The organism is Dyadobacter ginsengisoli DSM 21015 (genome assembly GCF_059568735.1).
This window is the reverse complement of record NZ_JCANTY010000002.1, coordinates 925610-943179: the sequence shown is the minus strand read 5'-3', so window position 1 is coordinate 943179 and position 17570 is coordinate 925610. Positions and strand designations below refer to the sequence as shown.

14 protein-coding genes are annotated in these 17570 nt (G+C 51.2%); 6 read left to right on the top strand and 8 right to left on the bottom strand.

Features of this window, described 5'->3' with window-relative positions; genetic code table 11:
- Positions 1-3: 3 nt before the first annotated feature.
- Positions 4-1149, bottom strand: a complete 1146-nt coding sequence (locus BP71_RS10130; RefSeq protein WP_496378702.1) for an efflux RND transporter periplasmic adaptor subunit — start codon at positions 1147-1149, stop codon at positions 4-6.
- Positions 1150-1352: 203 nt separating this feature from the next.
- Here BP71_RS10130 and BP71_RS10125 point away from each other — a divergent pair, with 203 nt between their 5' ends.
- Complete coding sequence (locus BP71_RS10125) at positions 1353-1982, top strand: helix-turn-helix transcriptional regulator (RefSeq protein WP_496378700.1); 630 nt, start codon at positions 1353-1355, stop codon at positions 1980-1982.
- A 21-nt stretch (positions 1983-2003) separates the two neighbouring features.
- Here BP71_RS10125 and BP71_RS10120 read toward each other — a convergent pair whose 3' ends face one another.
- Positions 2004-2438, bottom strand: a complete 435-nt coding sequence (locus BP71_RS10120; protein ID WP_496378698.1) for a DoxX family membrane protein — start codon at positions 2436-2438, stop codon at positions 2004-2006.
- Positions 2439-3006: 568 nt separating this feature from the next.
- On the opposite strand from BP71_RS10120, the gene BP71_RS10115 reads away from it, so the two are divergent.
- Complete coding sequence (locus tag BP71_RS10115) at positions 3007-3828, top strand: hypothetical protein (RefSeq protein ID WP_496378696.1); 822 nt, start codon at positions 3007-3009, stop codon at positions 3826-3828.
- A 70-nt stretch (positions 3829-3898) separates the two neighbouring features.
- Here the strand turns inward: BP71_RS10115 and BP71_RS10110 are convergent, their stop codons facing one another.
- Positions 3899-5158 (bottom strand): Hsp70 family protein, encoded by a 1260-nt coding sequence (locus BP71_RS10110; RefSeq protein ID WP_496378694.1) that lies wholly within the window; start codon positions 5156-5158, stop codon positions 3899-3901.
- 213 nt (positions 5159-5371) lie between these two features.
- On the opposite strand from BP71_RS10110, the gene BP71_RS10105 reads away from it, so the two are divergent.
- Positions 5372-6937: a glycoside hydrolase family 28 protein gene (locus tag BP71_RS10105; protein WP_496378692.1), complete on the top strand. Its 1566-nt coding sequence runs from the start codon at positions 5372-5374 to the stop codon at positions 6935-6937.
- Here the strand turns inward: BP71_RS10105 and qhpG are convergent, their stop codons facing one another.
- From qhpG to BP71_RS10080, 5 genes are all read right to left on the bottom strand, one after another.
- Positions 6938-8410: a flavin-dependent monooxygenase QhpG gene (gene qhpG, locus BP71_RS10100; protein ID WP_496378690.1), complete on the bottom strand. Its 1473-nt coding sequence runs from the start codon at positions 8408-8410 to the stop codon at positions 6938-6940.
- A gap of 3 nt (positions 8411-8413) precedes the next feature.
- Positions 8414-9787, bottom strand: a complete 1374-nt coding sequence (locus BP71_RS10095) for a radical SAM protein (RefSeq protein WP_496378688.1) — start codon at positions 9785-9787, stop codon at positions 8414-8416.
- Positions 9771-12014 carry a hypothetical protein gene (locus BP71_RS10090; RefSeq protein ID WP_496378686.1) on the bottom strand — a complete coding sequence of 748 codons (2244 nt, stop codon included), beginning with the start codon at positions 12012-12014 and terminating at the stop codon, positions 9771-9773. Before BP71_RS10090 ends, BP71_RS10095 begins: the two co-directional genes overlap by 17 nt.
- Positions 12015-12052: 38 nt before the next feature.
- Complete coding sequence (locus BP71_RS10085; RefSeq protein ID WP_496378684.1) at positions 12053-13549, bottom strand: ferritin-like domain-containing protein; 1497 nt, start codon at positions 13547-13549, stop codon at positions 12053-12055.
- A gap of 368 nt (positions 13550-13917) precedes the next feature.
- Positions 13918-15162 carry a hypothetical protein gene (locus BP71_RS10080; protein ID WP_496378682.1) on the bottom strand — a complete coding sequence of 415 codons (1245 nt, stop codon included), beginning with the start codon at positions 15160-15162 and terminating at the stop codon, positions 13918-13920.
- Between the two features lie 286 nt (positions 15163-15448).
- On the opposite strand from BP71_RS10080, the gene BP71_RS10075 reads away from it, so the two are divergent.
- From BP71_RS10075 to BP71_RS10065, 3 genes are all read left to right on the top strand, one after another.
- Complete coding sequence (locus BP71_RS10075; RefSeq protein WP_496378680.1) at positions 15449-16612, top strand: sialidase family protein; 1164 nt, start codon at positions 15449-15451, stop codon at positions 16610-16612.
- Between the two features lie 94 nt (positions 16613-16706).
- Positions 16707-17075 carry a hypothetical protein gene (locus BP71_RS10070; protein ID WP_496378678.1) on the top strand — a complete coding sequence of 123 codons (369 nt, stop codon included), beginning with the start codon at positions 16707-16709 and terminating at the stop codon, positions 17073-17075.
- On the top strand, positions 17042-17563 hold the full coding sequence (locus BP71_RS10065; RefSeq protein WP_496378676.1) for a helix-turn-helix domain-containing protein: 522 nt from the start codon (positions 17042-17044) through the stop codon (positions 17561-17563). Before BP71_RS10070 ends, BP71_RS10065 begins: the two co-directional genes overlap by 34 nt.
- The last annotated feature ends 7 nt before the right edge of the window (positions 17564-17570 follow it).

Genomic DNA, 17570 nt, shown 5'->3' with positions numbered 1-17570 from the left:
AGATCACCGCGCGGCGGTCAATTTTTCCACCGGCCTGATCCTCATACCGTCTTGAAGCGTCGGAAGCCCTTCCAGTACAATCTGTTCACCGCCGGCAAGTCCTTTGTCCACGACATAGCGCCCGTCTGGTGTTGTGTTTTGTATTTGAATCTCAGTGCTTTGTATGGTTCCGTTCTTTTTTACAGTATACACAAAAGTCTTTTCCTGCAACTCGAACGTGGCCCTGGCAGGCACCAGAATAGCCTCCCGTAATTGTGTGGGAATGCGAATGATGCCGCTGGCACCCGTACGGAGCAGCCTGGCCGGATTCTGGAACAATGCCCGGACGGGAATGGAGCCCGTGCTGGTGTTGATCAGCCCGCCCACAGATTCGACCTTGCCTTTCAGGGGGTATTCCTGCTTGTTGGCCAGGATCAGCTGCACCGGCGGAATCGATTTCAATTTGTTGCCCAGCTGCTTACCATCGGGGCTATACGTAAAGTCGAGGTACTGCTTCTCGTTCCAGGAAAAGTAGGCGACCATCTCGCGGATATCCGAAACGGTCGTCAGCGCCTGGGGGGAGGCGCTGCTTACGAGGCTCCCCGTTTTATAGGGAATCAGGCCGATCACCCCGTCGGCCGGGCTGGTGATCTGCGTGTAACCAACATTGTTTTTTGCATTGGCCAGACTTGCCTTGGCCTGGGCCAGTGTGGCTTCCCTGGCGTGCAGGGTATATTCGGCTGATTTGAGCTCATAGCTGCTGATGATGCCTTCTTTTTCAAGAGGCACGGTCTTTTCAACCTGCATTCGGGCAAGGTTCATTTCTGCCTCGGCGCTTTTGATCGCAGCGGCCGCCGTTTTTACCTCCTGCTCGTATTGCGGGGCGTGGATGGAGAACAGCAGCTGGCCTTTCCGGACAACCGCACCCTCTTCGATGTATATTTTGTCGATAAAGCCATCGACCTTCGGACGTATATCGACATTCTGCCTGCCTTCCAGCCGGGCGGGGTATTCCATATTCAATACAGCGCTTTCAGGCCGGATCGTCATGACCGGGTAGTCCTGCGGTTTCTCCGTCGCGACTGCCTGGGTGGGATTGGTATTGCAGGATGAGAAGATGATCGGCACGGCGACAAATAAGGCCGTCTGCAACAGGGTATGCTTTTTCATGATATGATGTTAATTTGAACGTAGTTTCCCTGGTCACCGTTTTCTGAAAAACCGGTTGGCGGGAAGAGTTAAATGCCTGGCTGATGTTGGCTGGCAGCTTAGGAAGAGCAGATTTGGTAATGAAGTGCCATGGTAATGATGGTTTGTTTTCGTGACAAAAGTACTATCTTTGCTTATTAAACCAAATAAATACTTTGTTTATTATGAAAAATACTCTAACCGGCTCTGATAAAGTAATTTGGATGCTTAAAACGACCGGACCGCAGCCTTTAACAGCTATTGCGGAGGAGTTAAATATTACGACTGAAGGTGCGAGGTTCCAGCTTTTGAAGCTGGCAGGAGAGGGACTCGTACAGTCGTCGACGGTTTCGAAGGGGCGGGGCCGCCCGCAGCAGATATGGGCATTGACGAGGGAAGGAGAAGGCCGGTTTCCGGATGCACACGCCGAACTTACCGTGAAGCTGATCAGCACGATACGCGAAACCCTGGGGCAGGACGCATTGAATGCGGTGATCGAGGCGAACAGCCAGAACGGCCTGCGTAAATATATGAATGAAACAAGCGGGGCCACCCACCTGGAAGATCGTATCGCCCGCCTGGCCGGTATTCGCGATCAGGAAGGTTATATGGTTGAATATGTGAAAGATGCGGAAGGTTATCTGCTCATCGAGAACCATTGCCCGATCTGCGCTGCCGCCACAGCCTGTCAGGATTTTTGCCGCTATGAGCTGAAAACGTTCCAGGCTGTGCTGGGCGATGAGGTCGATATCAAACGGGTGGATCACATACTGGCCGGCGCGCGCCGCTGTGCGTACCGGATCAGTGAAAAGTAAACCTGTTTTTAGGCCTGCATATTAATTTATATAAGAATCGATACTCCACTTGAAGGTGTTCTGGCCGGACAGGAGGAGCCCGGCACCGGTAAAGACGAACACCGGGTATTGGAACGGTGCTCCGATACCGAGGGATGCGATCATGAAGAGTGCGAACGTCAGGGTGATCACAGCCGTTCCGAGTCCCATCCATCTGGTTTTGAATCCCGCGATAAGGCATAGGCCCAGCACCACTTCCGCTATGGTGGCACTCAGGGCCGCTGCCTGGGCTACGCCTGGGCCAGCGAAGGGAATCAGCGTGTGGGTGTAATCCACGAAATGCTGCCAGTCACCCCAGGCTACTTGTGCCGAGCCGGGTGCGCCCATGAATCCAAGCCGGTCGAGCACGGGCAGAATAAATCCGGCCCCGAGGGCCATGCGGGTTAAAAATTGTGCGAAATGCGGGATAGCAACCATTGATCTGAAAATTAATAATCAAAGGTAATCCGGGAAAGGCAATATCCGAGATGGCGGAAGTAATTGTCGATGCGGGTCAACAGACAGGTAGCTGTCAATGATGCCGTGCTGAGCGCTATCTGTTTGATTTTCTGCACCGATAATCCGGGAAGCCCCATTCACAATTTGACCGCGCTTTACACGGATTGATGTTTCAATTTTTGCAATTCATCCGGAACCAGGAGCGAGGCGGCATGGACCGCATATGATCTTTGTGGCAAGAAATCCTATTTCAGATCAAACAAATAGCTATTGAGCCATGATGAAACACGTTACCTATTTCCTGTTGGGGCTGCTGATGCTGGCGGCATGTAAAGAAAGCACAGAGCCTGGATTGCGGTAACCAGTGAAAAAACAAGGGACTTTTCTACCCGGGTAGCTGACAACGGTAATCTGGAATTTGAACGTCTGTAACTTAAAAATTACAGGCGTTTTCGCTGGAAAACCAGTTGAAATCTAAATACTTGGGCTTTTATAATACTAATTTGTACTGGAAAGTCATACATTAGGATTACCTGACAATATACCTATGATATCAGAAGAGCATACCTGGGATATTAACGCCATTCTGGCCAGATATCAATATCTTCAACTAACGATTGAACAAGCGGAGAAGATTTACCAGTATGAACAGATGAAAGATTCACATGCTCATAAGCACTTTTTTTCACCCTGGGAAGAATGGGACTTCGAACTCACGACATTCAGGGAAATCTTGCTACCGGGCCAGCTCACCGAGTTTGAAAAATATCAAAAACGCGTGGTTACCCAATTTAAAAAAGGCCTCGTGGCAGACGACGGGCTTAAAAAGAAGAATATGGGGGAGCTGCAAGACATGCTGGACTTTTATGAAACTAGCTTTCTCCCGACGCTTACTGGTCATTTCACGCGTTTATTCCGGGCCCGGTTGGACGGTGATCAGGCAAAAGTGGATTTTTTGAAAGCAGAATATTCCCGTTTTCTCAACGATACCCGAAGTGAGCTCTTGGCAAACCATTTCAGGCTCAACAGATCTTTTATGCCAAACACTTTGAATGCCGCGCTGCTACGCCACAAACTGACGTGCGTCGTTCCAGCATATTACCGGTTCAAACATACGGTGGATAAACCGACAAAAGCCACTGCAAAGTATCTGAAAGGTAAGCTTCTTGATCTCCCGGACAAAACAGAGGAACTAATCGTTAATAAACTGAATGAACTCAGCGCGTTCCAAGAAAGATGCCTTGAAAAATACTATTATAATGATCCTTCATTTGGAAGCCTTTGGGTAGCGAAATCAACACGGGAAGAGGACAGAGAAAACCTGTTGATGGCTTTGCTGCTGCACGATGCCAATAAATATGGATATTGAAAATGGATTGATTGGCGCAGGGAAAACACTATGAAAGGCTTTCCCTGCTTTTGAACCCTTGTTTCCTTCCTCAGGAAAACCGGTTGCGGGCGTCGAATGCCAGTCCGAGTCCGACGCTGGACAGTTTGTTCTCTTCCGACCATTCCGCCTGGGTGAATAATTCCCGGAAACGTTCCTGGATCAGCGGAATTTCCGTCGATCCGCCGGTCATGATCACCAGGCCGATCGATTCGGGAGTAATGCCGGCACTTTGCAAACATTCCCGTGCTGACTGCACAATGCGTTCCGTTTTGGTGGTAATAGCGGAGTTGAAATCTTCGCGGAGGACATCAATACGTAAATCCTGATCCAGGAAGTCGAGATTGGCAACATACCTGTCACTCTCTGTTAAACCGATTTTAATCTGCTCGGTTTCAGCCAGTACCGCATGCCCTCTTTCCTGTTCCAGCACGCTCACCAATCTGCCATATCGCGCAGGGTCGTGCGTTTCGCGTAGGAGCTGTTTGGCCTGGAATATAGTTTTGTTGGTGTAAAGGAGATTCACCTTGCTCCATTCCGACAAGTCGAAGTAGTGATACGAAGGTACTTCGAGATTTTTGGCACCGTAGCGGGTCCTGAAACCCAGCTCAGGCATCATTTCCGCCAGGCTCAGGTCTTTATCGAAATCATTTCCGCCGAGACGGACACCTGTGTTGGCGAGGATATCACCGCTTCTGTCGTGTTTTCTGGTATTTTTTTGCGATAAGCGAATGATCGTAAAATCGGAAGTTCCTCCTCCGAGGTCGACAACCATAGCCAGTTTTTCGCCGGTAACCTTCGCCTCGTGCGCAAATGCGGCCGCAATCGGTTCAAACTGAAAGCCGACATGTTCAAAGCCAAGGCTTAGTGCTACCGCTTTCAGCTCGCTTTCCGCCCGTTGGTCTGCTGCCGGGTCATTATCCGTAAAATGAACGGGGCGCCCCATGACAACATGTTTGAGCGGTGCGCCGCAATCGGCTTCTGCCTTCCGCTTCATCTGGTCCAGAAATGCGGCAATGATCTGGTCGAATTTCATGAGTTCTCCATTCACCATTGTGCCTTGCCGCATGACGGACGTGCCGAGTACGCGTTTCAGGCTCCGCATCAACCGGCCCGGTTGGCGGTCGAGGAAACGCTCGGTCGCCTCCCGTCCGAAAAAAGCGTGATTGTCTTTCCGGGCAAAAAACATGGCACTGGGAATGGTAGTATGGTCGTTTTCGACCGGAATCAGGAAAACATCGTCTTGATTTGCTACCGCCAGACTTGAATTGGAAGTACCGAAATCAATACCGCAAAAAAGAGGAGTTGTCATATTTTGAAAAATTGGGGGCGCAATTTCTCATTAAAAAGCCGGGAATGCAAGCAATTACGGAGAAGTCCTCAGGACAATTATGCAGTAGAAACGGACATTTTGTGGCCTTATGAACCGGCAGCAGCGAAAATGGCAATGCGAAAATTACCCGGTGATTTGCGGATATATTTTTCCCGCCCAGGGCTTTCAGTCGAAATGAACAAGAAAGTCATCATGAACAGATACATTTTCACCATGCCGGGCATAGCGTTCTTCTTCCTCGTTACGACGGTCAGATACGCGTTCGGCTTCGCGGCGGACTCAATCCCGCACAAGGAACAAGTGGGTGCATTGAACCTCCCGGATGTCATCGCACCCGTAAAAGCACCTTTCCCAATGCCATTATTTCAGAAACCTTCTTTTGCCAGTCGTTCGGTGAATATCGCATCCAGAGGTGCCAGGAAAGGGGTGAGAATTACGAAAGTAATACAAGCGGCGATCGATGAAGTGAGCCATAAGGGCGGCGGGACGGTGATCGTTCCCCGGGGCAAATGGAACACGGGGCGCATCAGCTTGAAAAGCAACGTGAACCTGCATCTGGAAGAAGGAGCGGAGTTACATTTTAGCGGGGAGGTGGAAGACTACCGCCCGGCGGTCTTCACCCGGAACGAGGGCGTGGAAGTGATGTCGCTGGGAGCCTGTATTTATGCCAATGGACAGGAAAATATCGCCATTACCGGTAGGGGGAAACTCATTGGTCCGGCCAAAGACGGTTCCGTGCGGAAACAGGTGATGAACGCCGATGTCGTCGAAAACTTCATTCCGCATACCCAACCGGTTTCCGAGCGGGTTTTCGAGGGGCATAACGGCAGCTTCATCTTCTTGCCGATGTTCATTTCCCCCATTAACTGCAAACAGGTATATATTGAAGGTGTTACCCTCGAAAATACCGCTTTCTGGAACATTGTACCGGTGTATTGCGACGGCGTTATTATCCGGGGAGTGACGGTTAATTCAGTAGGGATACCGCGTGGAGACGGGATCGATATCGAGTCTTCCCGGAATGTGCTGATCGAGTACTGTACGTTGAGCTGCGGGGACGATTGCTTTACGATCAAAGCGGGACGCGGCGAAGATGGATTGCGTGTCAATAAACCTACCGAAAATGTGGTGGTCCGGTATTGTCTGGCGAGGGAAGGGCACGGCGGCATTACCTGTGGCAGTGAAACGGCCGGTATGATCCGTAACCTGTATGTTCACGATTGCGTTTTCGACAATACAGGTGTCGGAATCCGCTTCAAAACCCGCCGGCCGCGGGGTGGGGGCGGGGAAAACCTGATCTACGAACGTATCCGGATGAACCTCACCGGATCGGCCTTCAACTGGGATATGCTGGGGAGTGCCCAATATGTAGGTGAGCTTGCCAATCGTCTGCCTGCCAGGGAGATCGATCGCCTTACCCCGGTTTACAGAAACATCGTTGCGCGAAACTTTGTGATAGAGAATGCCAGCCAGTTTGTGAAGGCCAACGGCATTCCCGAAAGTCCGCTAAGCAATGTCTTGATCGAGAATATTTCGGTTAGGTCGGCGAAGCTGTTTTCGGCCGCCGATGTGAATGGTTTGATTGTCAGGAACGCCCGGATAGAAACAAAAGATTCACTGATCAATGTCGTGGACGCCCGGAATGTCCTGTTTGATAAAGTGCAATTTGTCGTGCCCGGAAATAAAGTGGTTACACAGAATTCGGGACGACTTTCGGAACCGGTCCGGTTCAAGGAATGCACACCTGCAGAGGATTGACTAATCCGCCATGAGGATATTGGCCCCCCATAGCCATGCGACCATCTTTTTGGATGCATCGGGCGTCAGGTACCGGTTCCAGTTTTGGATGAGCGTTCCGTAGGTCATACCCTCATTCAGCGAGCCCAGCAGCGGGATCACTTCGATCTGATCCAGGTACACGACGGGCCTGGGCAGACTGGGATGCATCAATGCCCGCTTCATTTCCACACGGTTTCCGGTTACCGCAAATTCCTCGCTGAATGCCAGCTGCGGCGATAACCTGACAGGCTTATCCCAAAGAAAATGCAAGAGCGGATCAATGGGTATAGCGGGGAGTTTTTTTGGTTCTGTCCGCTGGGCCGGCCGGATAAGTTTCCGGGCCAGTAGCCGGGCAAAGTCATTGGATAGCCCTGCTATATCCGGCCGGAAGTGGATTCTTTTCTCCCAAAACGCAAATGGCTTGTCCGCAACGTGTGCTTCTGCGTAATAACCCGATGTCCAATGGGCATGATGGATAACCGAGTCGGTCAATTTGTCCTCGTAAAAAGCTTGCGCCACGGCAGGTTCACGATAGTGCAGCAAGGTATGGACGGCAATAGCCGTTTGCAGAGAAAAGCGCATCGCCAGTTCAACACCCGTGGACGATAGCGGATCGAGCGTAAATGCGGCTTCACCAATTTTGATATACCGGTTATGCCAGGGCTGTGCATGGACAAATGCATTGACCGGACAAGTTTGTATCCCGCTATCCGCGCAATGACCGGCCACCCCACGGAAAAGCTGTGTCCCGGACAGCATCTGCCGGAATTTCGCGCTGAGATCTTTTCCTCTTACTTCTTGCGCATCCGTGAAGGCCATTAGCCGGAAGCGTTGGTCAAGTACCGGTGAACCCCATAACCAGCCTTCCTCAATGGCTTCGATACATGTCTCATGTGGCATCGGACCCCAGGGGATATGTGTCCATATCGCCACCGAAGCAGGGGCGGTTTCAATGCGTTCGCTGGAATGCGTCCCTTTCCGTCCGCGGCCGTCCAGCACTACGTTGGCGTGAAGCGTTTTGGGAAAGTTGTCCAACTGGATGGTCAGCTTCCAGGTGTCTGTATCAAAGGTAGAGGAAAGCAGTTTGGCCGGTTGGAAGAGACGCAACCCTTTGCTCAGCGCCAATGCCAGCAACTGTTGATCGAGTAATCCTCTGTCGACGACAATCCCCGGCCCGCGTTGTTGCGGATTGAGATAGGTTGGCTCCATGGTATTCCAAATGACCCTTGCCGGAATGTTGCGGAGGTAACGGGGATCGTCGGGCAAATGCCCGGCACCCAGATACCCGAAGATATGCTGAACGCCGGGGGAAAGGGATTCGCCGATCTGCGGACGAGGAAAAACCGCCTGCTCGATCATCGCGACGGAATGTCCCATTTCGAGCAGGCGGATGGCCGCGGTGACACCTGCGGGTCCTGCGCCTGCAATGATAATTTCAAAGTGTTCAGCCATAGATCATTGCATATGCCAGTCGGGTTTCAGCCGAGACAGCCGTTCATGGGCCTGGATCGTATAATGTAGCCAAGACCGGATGTAGTCGCAGGCCAGTCTGCCTTTTTCGATCACTTCATGGTGGCAGCCGCCTCCGCACAGGTAGCGGGCCCAGCATTGCGTACACGGGTTCTGCTGGTGCACGTGCCGGGAAGTCAGCCATTGGTTCTGGACGCTCAAGTCGATGCCTTGGGTCAGATCACCCATCCGGCCTGCATCCTCATTCACAAACCGGTGGCAGGCAAACAATTCCTCATCTGCGGAAACGCCCATGTACCCTGCGCCGGCACCACAAGGGTAGGGGCGATGAGTACCTTTGGAGATCTCTTTCAATGCATTCACCATATTCAGGAATGGGTAGCGGTTGCCCGCCAGGACATTTTGTTCAAAGTTCAGGCCACAAGCGATCATGTTTTCGAGCAACAAGGCAAGATCTTCCTTATCCATTTCATTCCGGCCGTTAGACGACCGGAGCAAAGGCGAAAAACCTACACTGTGAAAGCCCATTTGGATAAACTCGTCGAGCACTTCCGGTAGATCCAGGTTGCCGGGGGTGACGGTAACGCGTGCCGATACCTGCATTTTCCTTTGCAGGGAAAGCAGCGGCCGGAGATTTCGCAGGATCAGGTCAAAACTGCCTTTACCGCCTTTCATGGGCCGCAGGGAGTCGTGGCTTTTGCCAAGTCCATCCAGGCTAACCGTGACCGCAAATCTATGTTCCTCAAAGAACCGGGCGTCTGCTTCGGTCACCAACGTGCCGTTGGTGGTGATTGAAAAATTGACCTGAATGTTTTTTCTACCTGCTTTATCGACGGCGTAGGCCGTAGCCTCGGTAATGGCCTTACGATTGATGAGCGGCTCCCCGCCGAGGAACGTCAGTTGTACTTTTTCGCCTTCCGGGCAATCGTCCATGAGCAGGTCTATCGCCTTGAAAGCAGTTTCCAGCGACATACTTTTGGCCTGACCTCCAAAACTCCCCTGATCGGCATAGCAGTAGGTACAACCCATATTGCATTTTTGCGCGATCGCGAGCGAGAGCGCATACAAACGAGGGCTTTCCAGAGGTGTATCGTCGATGTGGTCCGGGGCTGCAAGCCCCAATCGGACCAGTTCCTGCTGCAACCGCGCTTCATCCCGGTTGGCAAGCAGCGAGGCAATCCGTTGTTCGACTTCGCCGGACACGGAATACAGCCTGCTGCCGTTTGGAATGAAGAGTTGCGTTTGACGGCCTCCTTTGATCAGATGCACCGACGGGGAGCCTGGCCCCGACTGCTCTGCTACGGTCCGGGCCAGCCCGGACACCATAGAACGCGGGGCGGCCTCAGCTGTTGAGTGCATCTTTTCCTTCGACTATAAAGTTCAGTTCGCCCTGCCAATTGATGAAAAGGTCGTCATAGGAGAGCAATCGCGTATTGACCCGGTCGTCCGGGATATACTTTCCTGTGCGTTTTTTGGCCATCCAGCTGTCACCCGTGCTCAATCCCTTTTCGTCGGGCACCACATTCACATAATCCGGCCGGCTGGCTGCCCAGTAATAGCAGGCGCATTCGCGATAGTCGTTCTGCCAGGGGGCGCAAAGACCCTGGGTGAGCTCGCCGGGTTTCAGTATTTCATCCGAGAGCGAAGCACTGTCACCATCGAAAACATGATTGACTTTCAGCAACACCTTGGTGTATTTGGCCGGGTCGTCAAGTTCTTTGACATCCACCACCACTTCCAGCGTGCTGGGTTGGGCCGTGAAATGGCACCATACTTCCTGCCCCTGTTTCTGCAACACGCTTACCATCGAGTTGGACCATTCCATAAAGGACACCCCATTCGGATTAGCGATGGTCCGTAATGGCGTGTTGTCCCCGTCCGGGAACACCGGGCCGGCCGTCGCAACCATTGTTGGTTTGTTTTCTATCGCAACCAGCCGGTGGTGCAGCAGGTGGCTTAGCGCCGGATCCTCTGTTTCGATCACATAATTGTTGTTTTCGATGAGTACCAGGCCCTGGAATGCTCTGCGCCAAAGGTTTCTGAAATCGAATTCAAGACCCGGGAAGCAATTCGAAATGGCTGTCCGGGGCAACACGCTGATCGGGTTTCCTTTGCCTCGGTAATGCAGCTGCGCGGTCAGGTTGGATGCTTTCAGTGGTGATCCGTAAGGCTCAGTCGCAAAATCATCGTTCCGGAGCAGTGATGTGGAGGCAGCCTTGATGATCATGTTGATCTGACGATACGTAAAAGTCAGCGAACGGCCATCGGCGCCACGCATCAGTGCCGGCATTTTACGGAGGGCTTTGGCCGAAAGGTCACCGATTTCGGTCGGCCTGCGCAGCAGGTCCGCAAACCAGGGCGATGCCCCCGTGCTCAGCCCCGTGAAAACCCGTTCATGCAACACCTGCAAAGCTAGGTTGTCAACCAGTGAAGTAGCCATGATAGGTTCATAAAGGCGACCGAAATCATTGGTGTTTTGCCTTACCATGGTGCTGGCCATATTCAGTTTTCCTTCATAGGCATTGCCGTTCATGATGGCGGTGTTCATCAGCCGTATGGTTTCAAATGCGCGGCGAACGATTTCTTCGGCCTCGTCGAGCGTTACTTCTCCGTCTACATCCGTGCTCAGCAGTATTTGCTCCAACTCGTCGGTCACCACGCGGATCGGCAACGTGTCGGGTGCGTAGGCGGGTGGCCCGGCGCTGATGTGTGCTTTGGCAGACAATGTCTTGCCCGAAGGGTCCGTGAGATTTACCGTTACAAACCCGTCACATTCATCATCGAGATACCCCCAGCTGATCTGGTTTCCCTTGCTGTCGGAGTACCCGGCGAATATCTGCGCGGGATTCGTGTAAAGCGGATTGGGGGTGCTTGTTTCGGAATAGCCGCGCCACTTTCCTTTTTTAATATCATATAAAATAGGATCGTCTCTTCTGCCCGCGAAAACAGGGTCTATTTCCTCTTTTCCATTATCAAATCTTTTCAAACTGGAACCGTAAACTTTGCCGGCCGCAGGCGTGAAACGAAGCCTTATTTCCGGAAATTCAGGAGTTGGTTTGATAAATTGAATAAACCCGAGCGGTAGCTTTTTGCCTTTAATAAAATTATTGCATTCGGCCAGCAGTGGTTTCAAGTCATGCGATCGGATATTTCGGATGACCGCATACATTTTATCGTTCGGATCCGCAGTCCTTCTGAATATTTTAATATTACCCAATTCCACATTCCAGCTGATATCCGCCAGGTCGTACCCCGCTTTTTTTAGCAGGTCTACCGTCACCGGAACCAATTCGCCCGGTGCGTCGTCGGTAATGGCAAATACTTCCAAAAAAGGGGCGACGGGATGTGCCTTTCCGGTTTTATCATCGAGATTCTCGGCGTCTTTAAACTGAATCCGCTCGGGTTGGGTGGCTTCTATTTCTCCGGTTCTGGGATCTATGATGAGTGTTTCCCGGGGTGTGATTTTCCGGAAATCTAACGGCTTTTCCTTTGATAATTCGAGGTCGTATGCGGCCATGGGCTTGTCAGACTCGCCCAGGCGCCCGATGGCGATGGGAGGGAGTATGCGTAGTGCTAGAATTTTCATAACGGGTAAATGTTTTTGGCTTTAACAAGGTGATGAGATCAGGCAAGTTCGGCTTCCATCAGTTGTGAGATAGCTTGCAACAGCTTGCGGTCAATTTCCTGCAATGCATTTAAATACTGGCTGTGTGGTTGCGGCTCCAACACTTTCAGTTTATCGATCAACTTGCCCGATGCGTCAAGCAGGTCGCGGTGCAATCGCCAGCGGTTGTGCTCTCCGAACGGCAGATCAAAACTGTAAGGCGACGTGAACGGTGGGCCGGCCATGAGCCTGCTGCCGACGGCCAGCGGTGTCTGCACCAGAATGGTGGCAAGGCTCCGGAGGTTGTACATTTCACCGAAGGTTGAATTGATGATCAGGCCACGTGGCGTAAATGAGCCCGTATTATTGTTGCCATTGTCGAGCAGGAAGCTGTGGTTCAGGAAGTTGAGCAGTAGCCGGTAGCGGATGTCGAACAGGTTGGCCCAGAGGATGCCTTCCGGGTTGGTAATGGCATTCTCCCCGGTCTCGTCGGCCGGTTCATTCGCGTTGGAGCCCGTCGCGGCGTCATCGGCATCGCCTGCATAGGGATTGGTGGCGACCAAATAGGAGGGGTCGAAATTCCCGTGCGTTTCTTCCAGTATTTTTTTGAAATCCTCGTAAATAAACAGGAACCGTTCGAAATGGGAAGGCGTGCCGGAATCTACTTCGTCGCCTTCACCCTGCTCCGCAATTTCTGATAATGCATTGTAGGCGTCATCCCGGGAAAGCAGGGGCGCTACCAATACATCGGGGCTCTTCATGAACTTGTTGCCCGCACTCCCGCGCTCGCCGTCCACATACCCGCGGCCCCATTCGTCAAATTTGGCCTGGTACGGGTAAGTGCCTGGCTGAAACACATCATCAGCGATCACATCGGGATCCTGGATCAATTGCAACAGTACTTTAAACAACGCCCCTACGGTATGCGGGTCGGACGCCTGCGCGTGCACCGATTTGTTGATTTCTTGCGCAATCGGTTTGTCGCTGTTCAGCCATTCGGTGGGCGCTTCGGCATATACGTATTTGGCCAGGGATTTCAGGGTGAATTTTTCCAGCGTAAACGGAAAAGGGTAAAACGGAATGTCCCAGGGATAGCTTTCCCGGCCAAAATTGAGCGGGGCGCCAATGATTTTCAGCACATTTTGTACAGAGATAAAGTGGCCCATTTCTTCCTTGGCAATACCGAGAATGATGTTTTTCCAATTATGTACCCGTTCCCGGTATGCCTCTCCGACTTGCGGCCCACCGATGCTGTACGCCGAATACAGGTATTGCAGCATCAGACCGTGTTCTATTTCCGCGTCGATATGCAACAGCATGGTAATGTAGTCCTTCCCGGTAAACTGTTCGGGCACTACAAAGGGAATTTCTACGGGTTCTCCGCTAACTGACCCGGTACCGTCGGGTGCCGCTTTTTTCAGCAGACTTTTAAAATGATGTTCCTTTCGTTGCTGATTGGATTTAGCCCAATCCAGGATGGGATTGATCAGCGATTTCCTTAATTGTTTTTCGTCCATGGTATTTGAGTTTTTGATATAGAAGCAGTATTCCATTTTGCGAAATGCAAAACGGTTTAGTATGTATTGATAAAATATCGAAATGAATTTTAGCGGCAGGTAAGCTTTTGATTTGCCTTTAAGAAGCGGGTTGTGAATGCAAAAAGCAAATAGATTTACAAACTACCTAGAAGTAGTTGTAATTTTTATGGATTGTTATTCAATTAGGTTATTCGAATAAACAAATGCCGGGAATTAATAATTACCTAATAATAATTGTTGGGCTAATTATTTAGATAAATAGCTGGAATAACAAAAAAATAGCGCACCGGATCATAAAATGCCGATGCGCCATGGCGAAGAATGCAGGATTTTAGTTGTATTGTATCTTACTCAAGTCCGAAGAATAATGGGAATAAAAAAGTTACCACTGCGCTCCATAAACCGTAAATCGGGAGGAAGATTGCCATGGATTTACCGACCAGCGAAAGATCTGTTTTCCGGGTTACAGCACCGAATAGCCTGATGCCCATGTATAGCAGATGGATGAGCATGAGTATGTTCGCGCCCATTACCGCCGCACGGTTGGGCGTAATGCCCCATTCACTGATCCGGAACAGGACGGCCGATAAGGCAATTCCGTTAGCGACGAGGGTTACTGCGGATAACAGGAAAAGAATGATGATCTGGAACCGGTTTTTGCCGGTCGGGCTGGTTTCAGTTACGGAAAAGAAAATGAGGGCCATCACACCAATTAACAATATGTTGAAGAGCAGGAGAAATTCCCGGTCGTGGTATGGGCTCTTTTGAGAGAATACGGTGGTAATCAGGTAAACGGTCAGCATCACCAGGGCGACCGGACTGAACAGGTTTGCGATCACCGGCGAAACCCTGTTGACCAGGGTGGGTTGTGCCTGCGTCAGGAACGTGGCTATGATAGGCAAAGCGGCCAATCCGCAGATCACGACGTAGCTGAAATAATACTTTTTAATATCGAAGCCGATCAGTTCGAACAGTCCCACGGTGATTCCCGTGGTTGCCGCACCGGCCATTAAAATAAGGGCGGTCATGACGACCAGCTCGCCATTGTATCGCAGGAAACCCAGCCAATTATTACCACTGCCAAGCTTTCCTCCTCCGAATACAAAGCCCAGCAATGCCCATAAGAGTAACGGAAGATGGATACACGAGAGGTTCAGCAGATCGTCGGGTTTGCCCTGCGGAAGGTAGTTGATAAATCCGGCTGCGATCAGGATCATACCCGAGATCCACGCGCAGGTTTTCCAAGAGATCTTGTTTTTCCAGGCGAAATAGGCCATGAGCATTGGGAAAACGATGAACCCGGTATTGCGGGTGTAAAACTGCTCATCGTCGAGGGACAGGATTTCCGGCAACTTTGCGAGCAGCGCGGACAGGAGCGAAGCGGCTACCACAAATACCCGTTCGTTGGGTGTGCCCCAGACCGGGCTCTCGTCGGCATAGTTGAGACGCTGAAACCACCCCTCGGCCAGCGGGTTGTCCCGAAGTTGGGGATAAAGGGTGTTAAAGGCCGATTTAAAGGTCGGCTTGTTCGCCCGGTACAGCTTTTCCAGCCGCCCCGGATTGTCCAGATTCAAAAGGATTTCTTCGCGCATAAAACAAGTAATGATGTTTTAAAAAGTACTTTGTATTTCAAAGTTAAAGAAAATTTCAATTTACAATAGCAGGGAAGATTAAAAATTTCCCGGACACCGGTTACTTCCTGCGGGATTTCAATGCCGGCAGCGTCTGTCAATAACCATATGGTGGTTTTTCATGCCTGTCAGCCTATTACGCATCGCAGTCTGGTTGATGAAGCGGGTTTACTATCGGTAATTTTTCGACTGTGATGTCTTGACGGCTGTTTCAAATTTTTGAGAATAAAAACCCATATATTGAATTATGAATGCACTTAAATATGGGGTTTTAAAAAGTTTGTTGTTAGTCTGCGTGATGGCCTCCGGCCAGACGCCGGTGTTTGTTTCGGGGAGTGACGGTTATAAATCGTTCCGGATACCAGCCATTATCGGCACTCCCGCGGGCGACCTGCTGGCATTTGCTGAGGGACGTGTAGTGGGCAGCGGCGATTTCGGAGATATCGACATTGTCATGAAGCGTAGCAAAGACAGCGGTAAAACCTGGTCGGCGATACAGGTAGTCGCAACCTACGACGCATTGCAGGCCGGAAACCCCGCACCTGTCATGGATCTCACCGATCCTGCGTACCCCAAAGGCCGTATGTTCCTGTTTTTCAATACCGGTAACAATCATGAAGGAGAGGTCCGGAAAGGGAAAGGTTTGCGGGAAGTCTGGTATAAAACATCTGCCGATGGCGGGCTTACATGGAGCGAAGCCGTGAATATTACGACGCAGGTTCACCGTCCCAGGCAACCTGGCAGCAATGCAAACTATAAATTTAAGGAAGACTGGCGGAGTTATGCCAACACGCCCGGGCACGGCTTGCAATTACTGAACGGCAGGTACAAGGGGCGTATTTACATTGCTGCCAACCACACCACAGGCGCGCCCAGACCCGCGTTTGCCGACTACCAGGCGCACGGATTTTACACGGATGATCATGGCAAAACTTTCCGGCTCGGTGAGAGCATCCCGATCGAAGGCTCCAATGAATCCACGGCAGCGGAGATCTCCGGCGGACGTCTCATGTTCAATGCGCGAAACCAGAAAGGCGACGTTCGGGCGAGGATCGTCGCCGTCAGCTCCGACGGCGGGGCGAAGTGGGATACTGCTTATTTTGATCATAATCTGCCCGATCCTGTCTGTGAGGGGAGTATCCTGACCGTTGGGAAAGGCGAAAAACATCATATCCTCGCATTTGCCAATGCAGCGGACACGCAAAAGCGCGATAACCTTACGCTTCGGATCAGTTTCGACGACGGGCAATCGTGGACTAAACAGTTTCCGGTCGACCGAAGCGATGCCGGCCAGCCGGATTATACGGCCTATTCGGATCTTGTGAAAACAGGCACCAATACGGTTGGTGTATTGTACGAGCGGGATGGGTACAAATCTATCGTATTCAAAGAGATCAACTGGGCGAGGTAGGGAATTCCATTGCGGAGTGAAACTGGCCTTTTTGGATTGGTATTAGAGTGGTTTCATGTATAGCTTTGCCGCAAATCAACCGGGACCCACGTTTATGCCTGCCATTTCAAGCTCCGCCGGGGATTTTCTGCTGGGTGTCGATACAACAGACGTTGAAAAACTGGCTGAACCGGCTGTTCATGCAGGTTATACGGTACTGTTTGTAAAATCAGGGCAGGGCGTGTTCTGGTCCGACTATGGGGCTTTTCCGTACCAGGCTCCCGCTCTGCTTTTCGCGACACCGCTCCAGCACATGGAATTGCATCACGAAAACGAAGGAACTGTGTACGAAATGCGGTTTCATGGCGATTTTTACTGTATCGAGTTTCATCGGAATGAAGTAGCGTGTAACGGGTTGTTGTTCAATAATATATATATATCGACCCATTGGTGCTGCTCGGCGAGAATGACGCCGTCTGGATAGAAAAGATCCTGAACGATATCGTCCGCGAAATGACTGGTGCCGATCCTGCCGAAATTGTACTGAAGGCTTATCTGCAATTGCTTCTGGCGAAGTCGGGCCATATCAAGATCAGGCAGTTGCAGGATCGTCCTGCCGCTCAGGTGGATGAGCAGATGGAGCGTTTCAGGGAACTGCTGGACACTCATTTCCTGGACTTGCACAAACCGCAGGATTATGCCCGGCTGCTGGCCATGTCGCCGAATAATCTTTCCAAAAAATGCAGCCGCTATTTTAAAAAGACGCCTTCCGCATTGATCCAGGAGCGGCTGATCATGGAAGCTAAAAAGCTGTTGCACCTCACCCGGAAAAGTATCAAGGAAATAGCCTGGCAACTACATTTCGAAGACGAATTCTATTTCAGCAGGGTCTTTAAAAAATTCACTAAGGTGTCGCCCCAGACATTCCGCGATCAGACGGGCATCTCCATCGTGGCAGATTTGTCCATGTAACATCCAT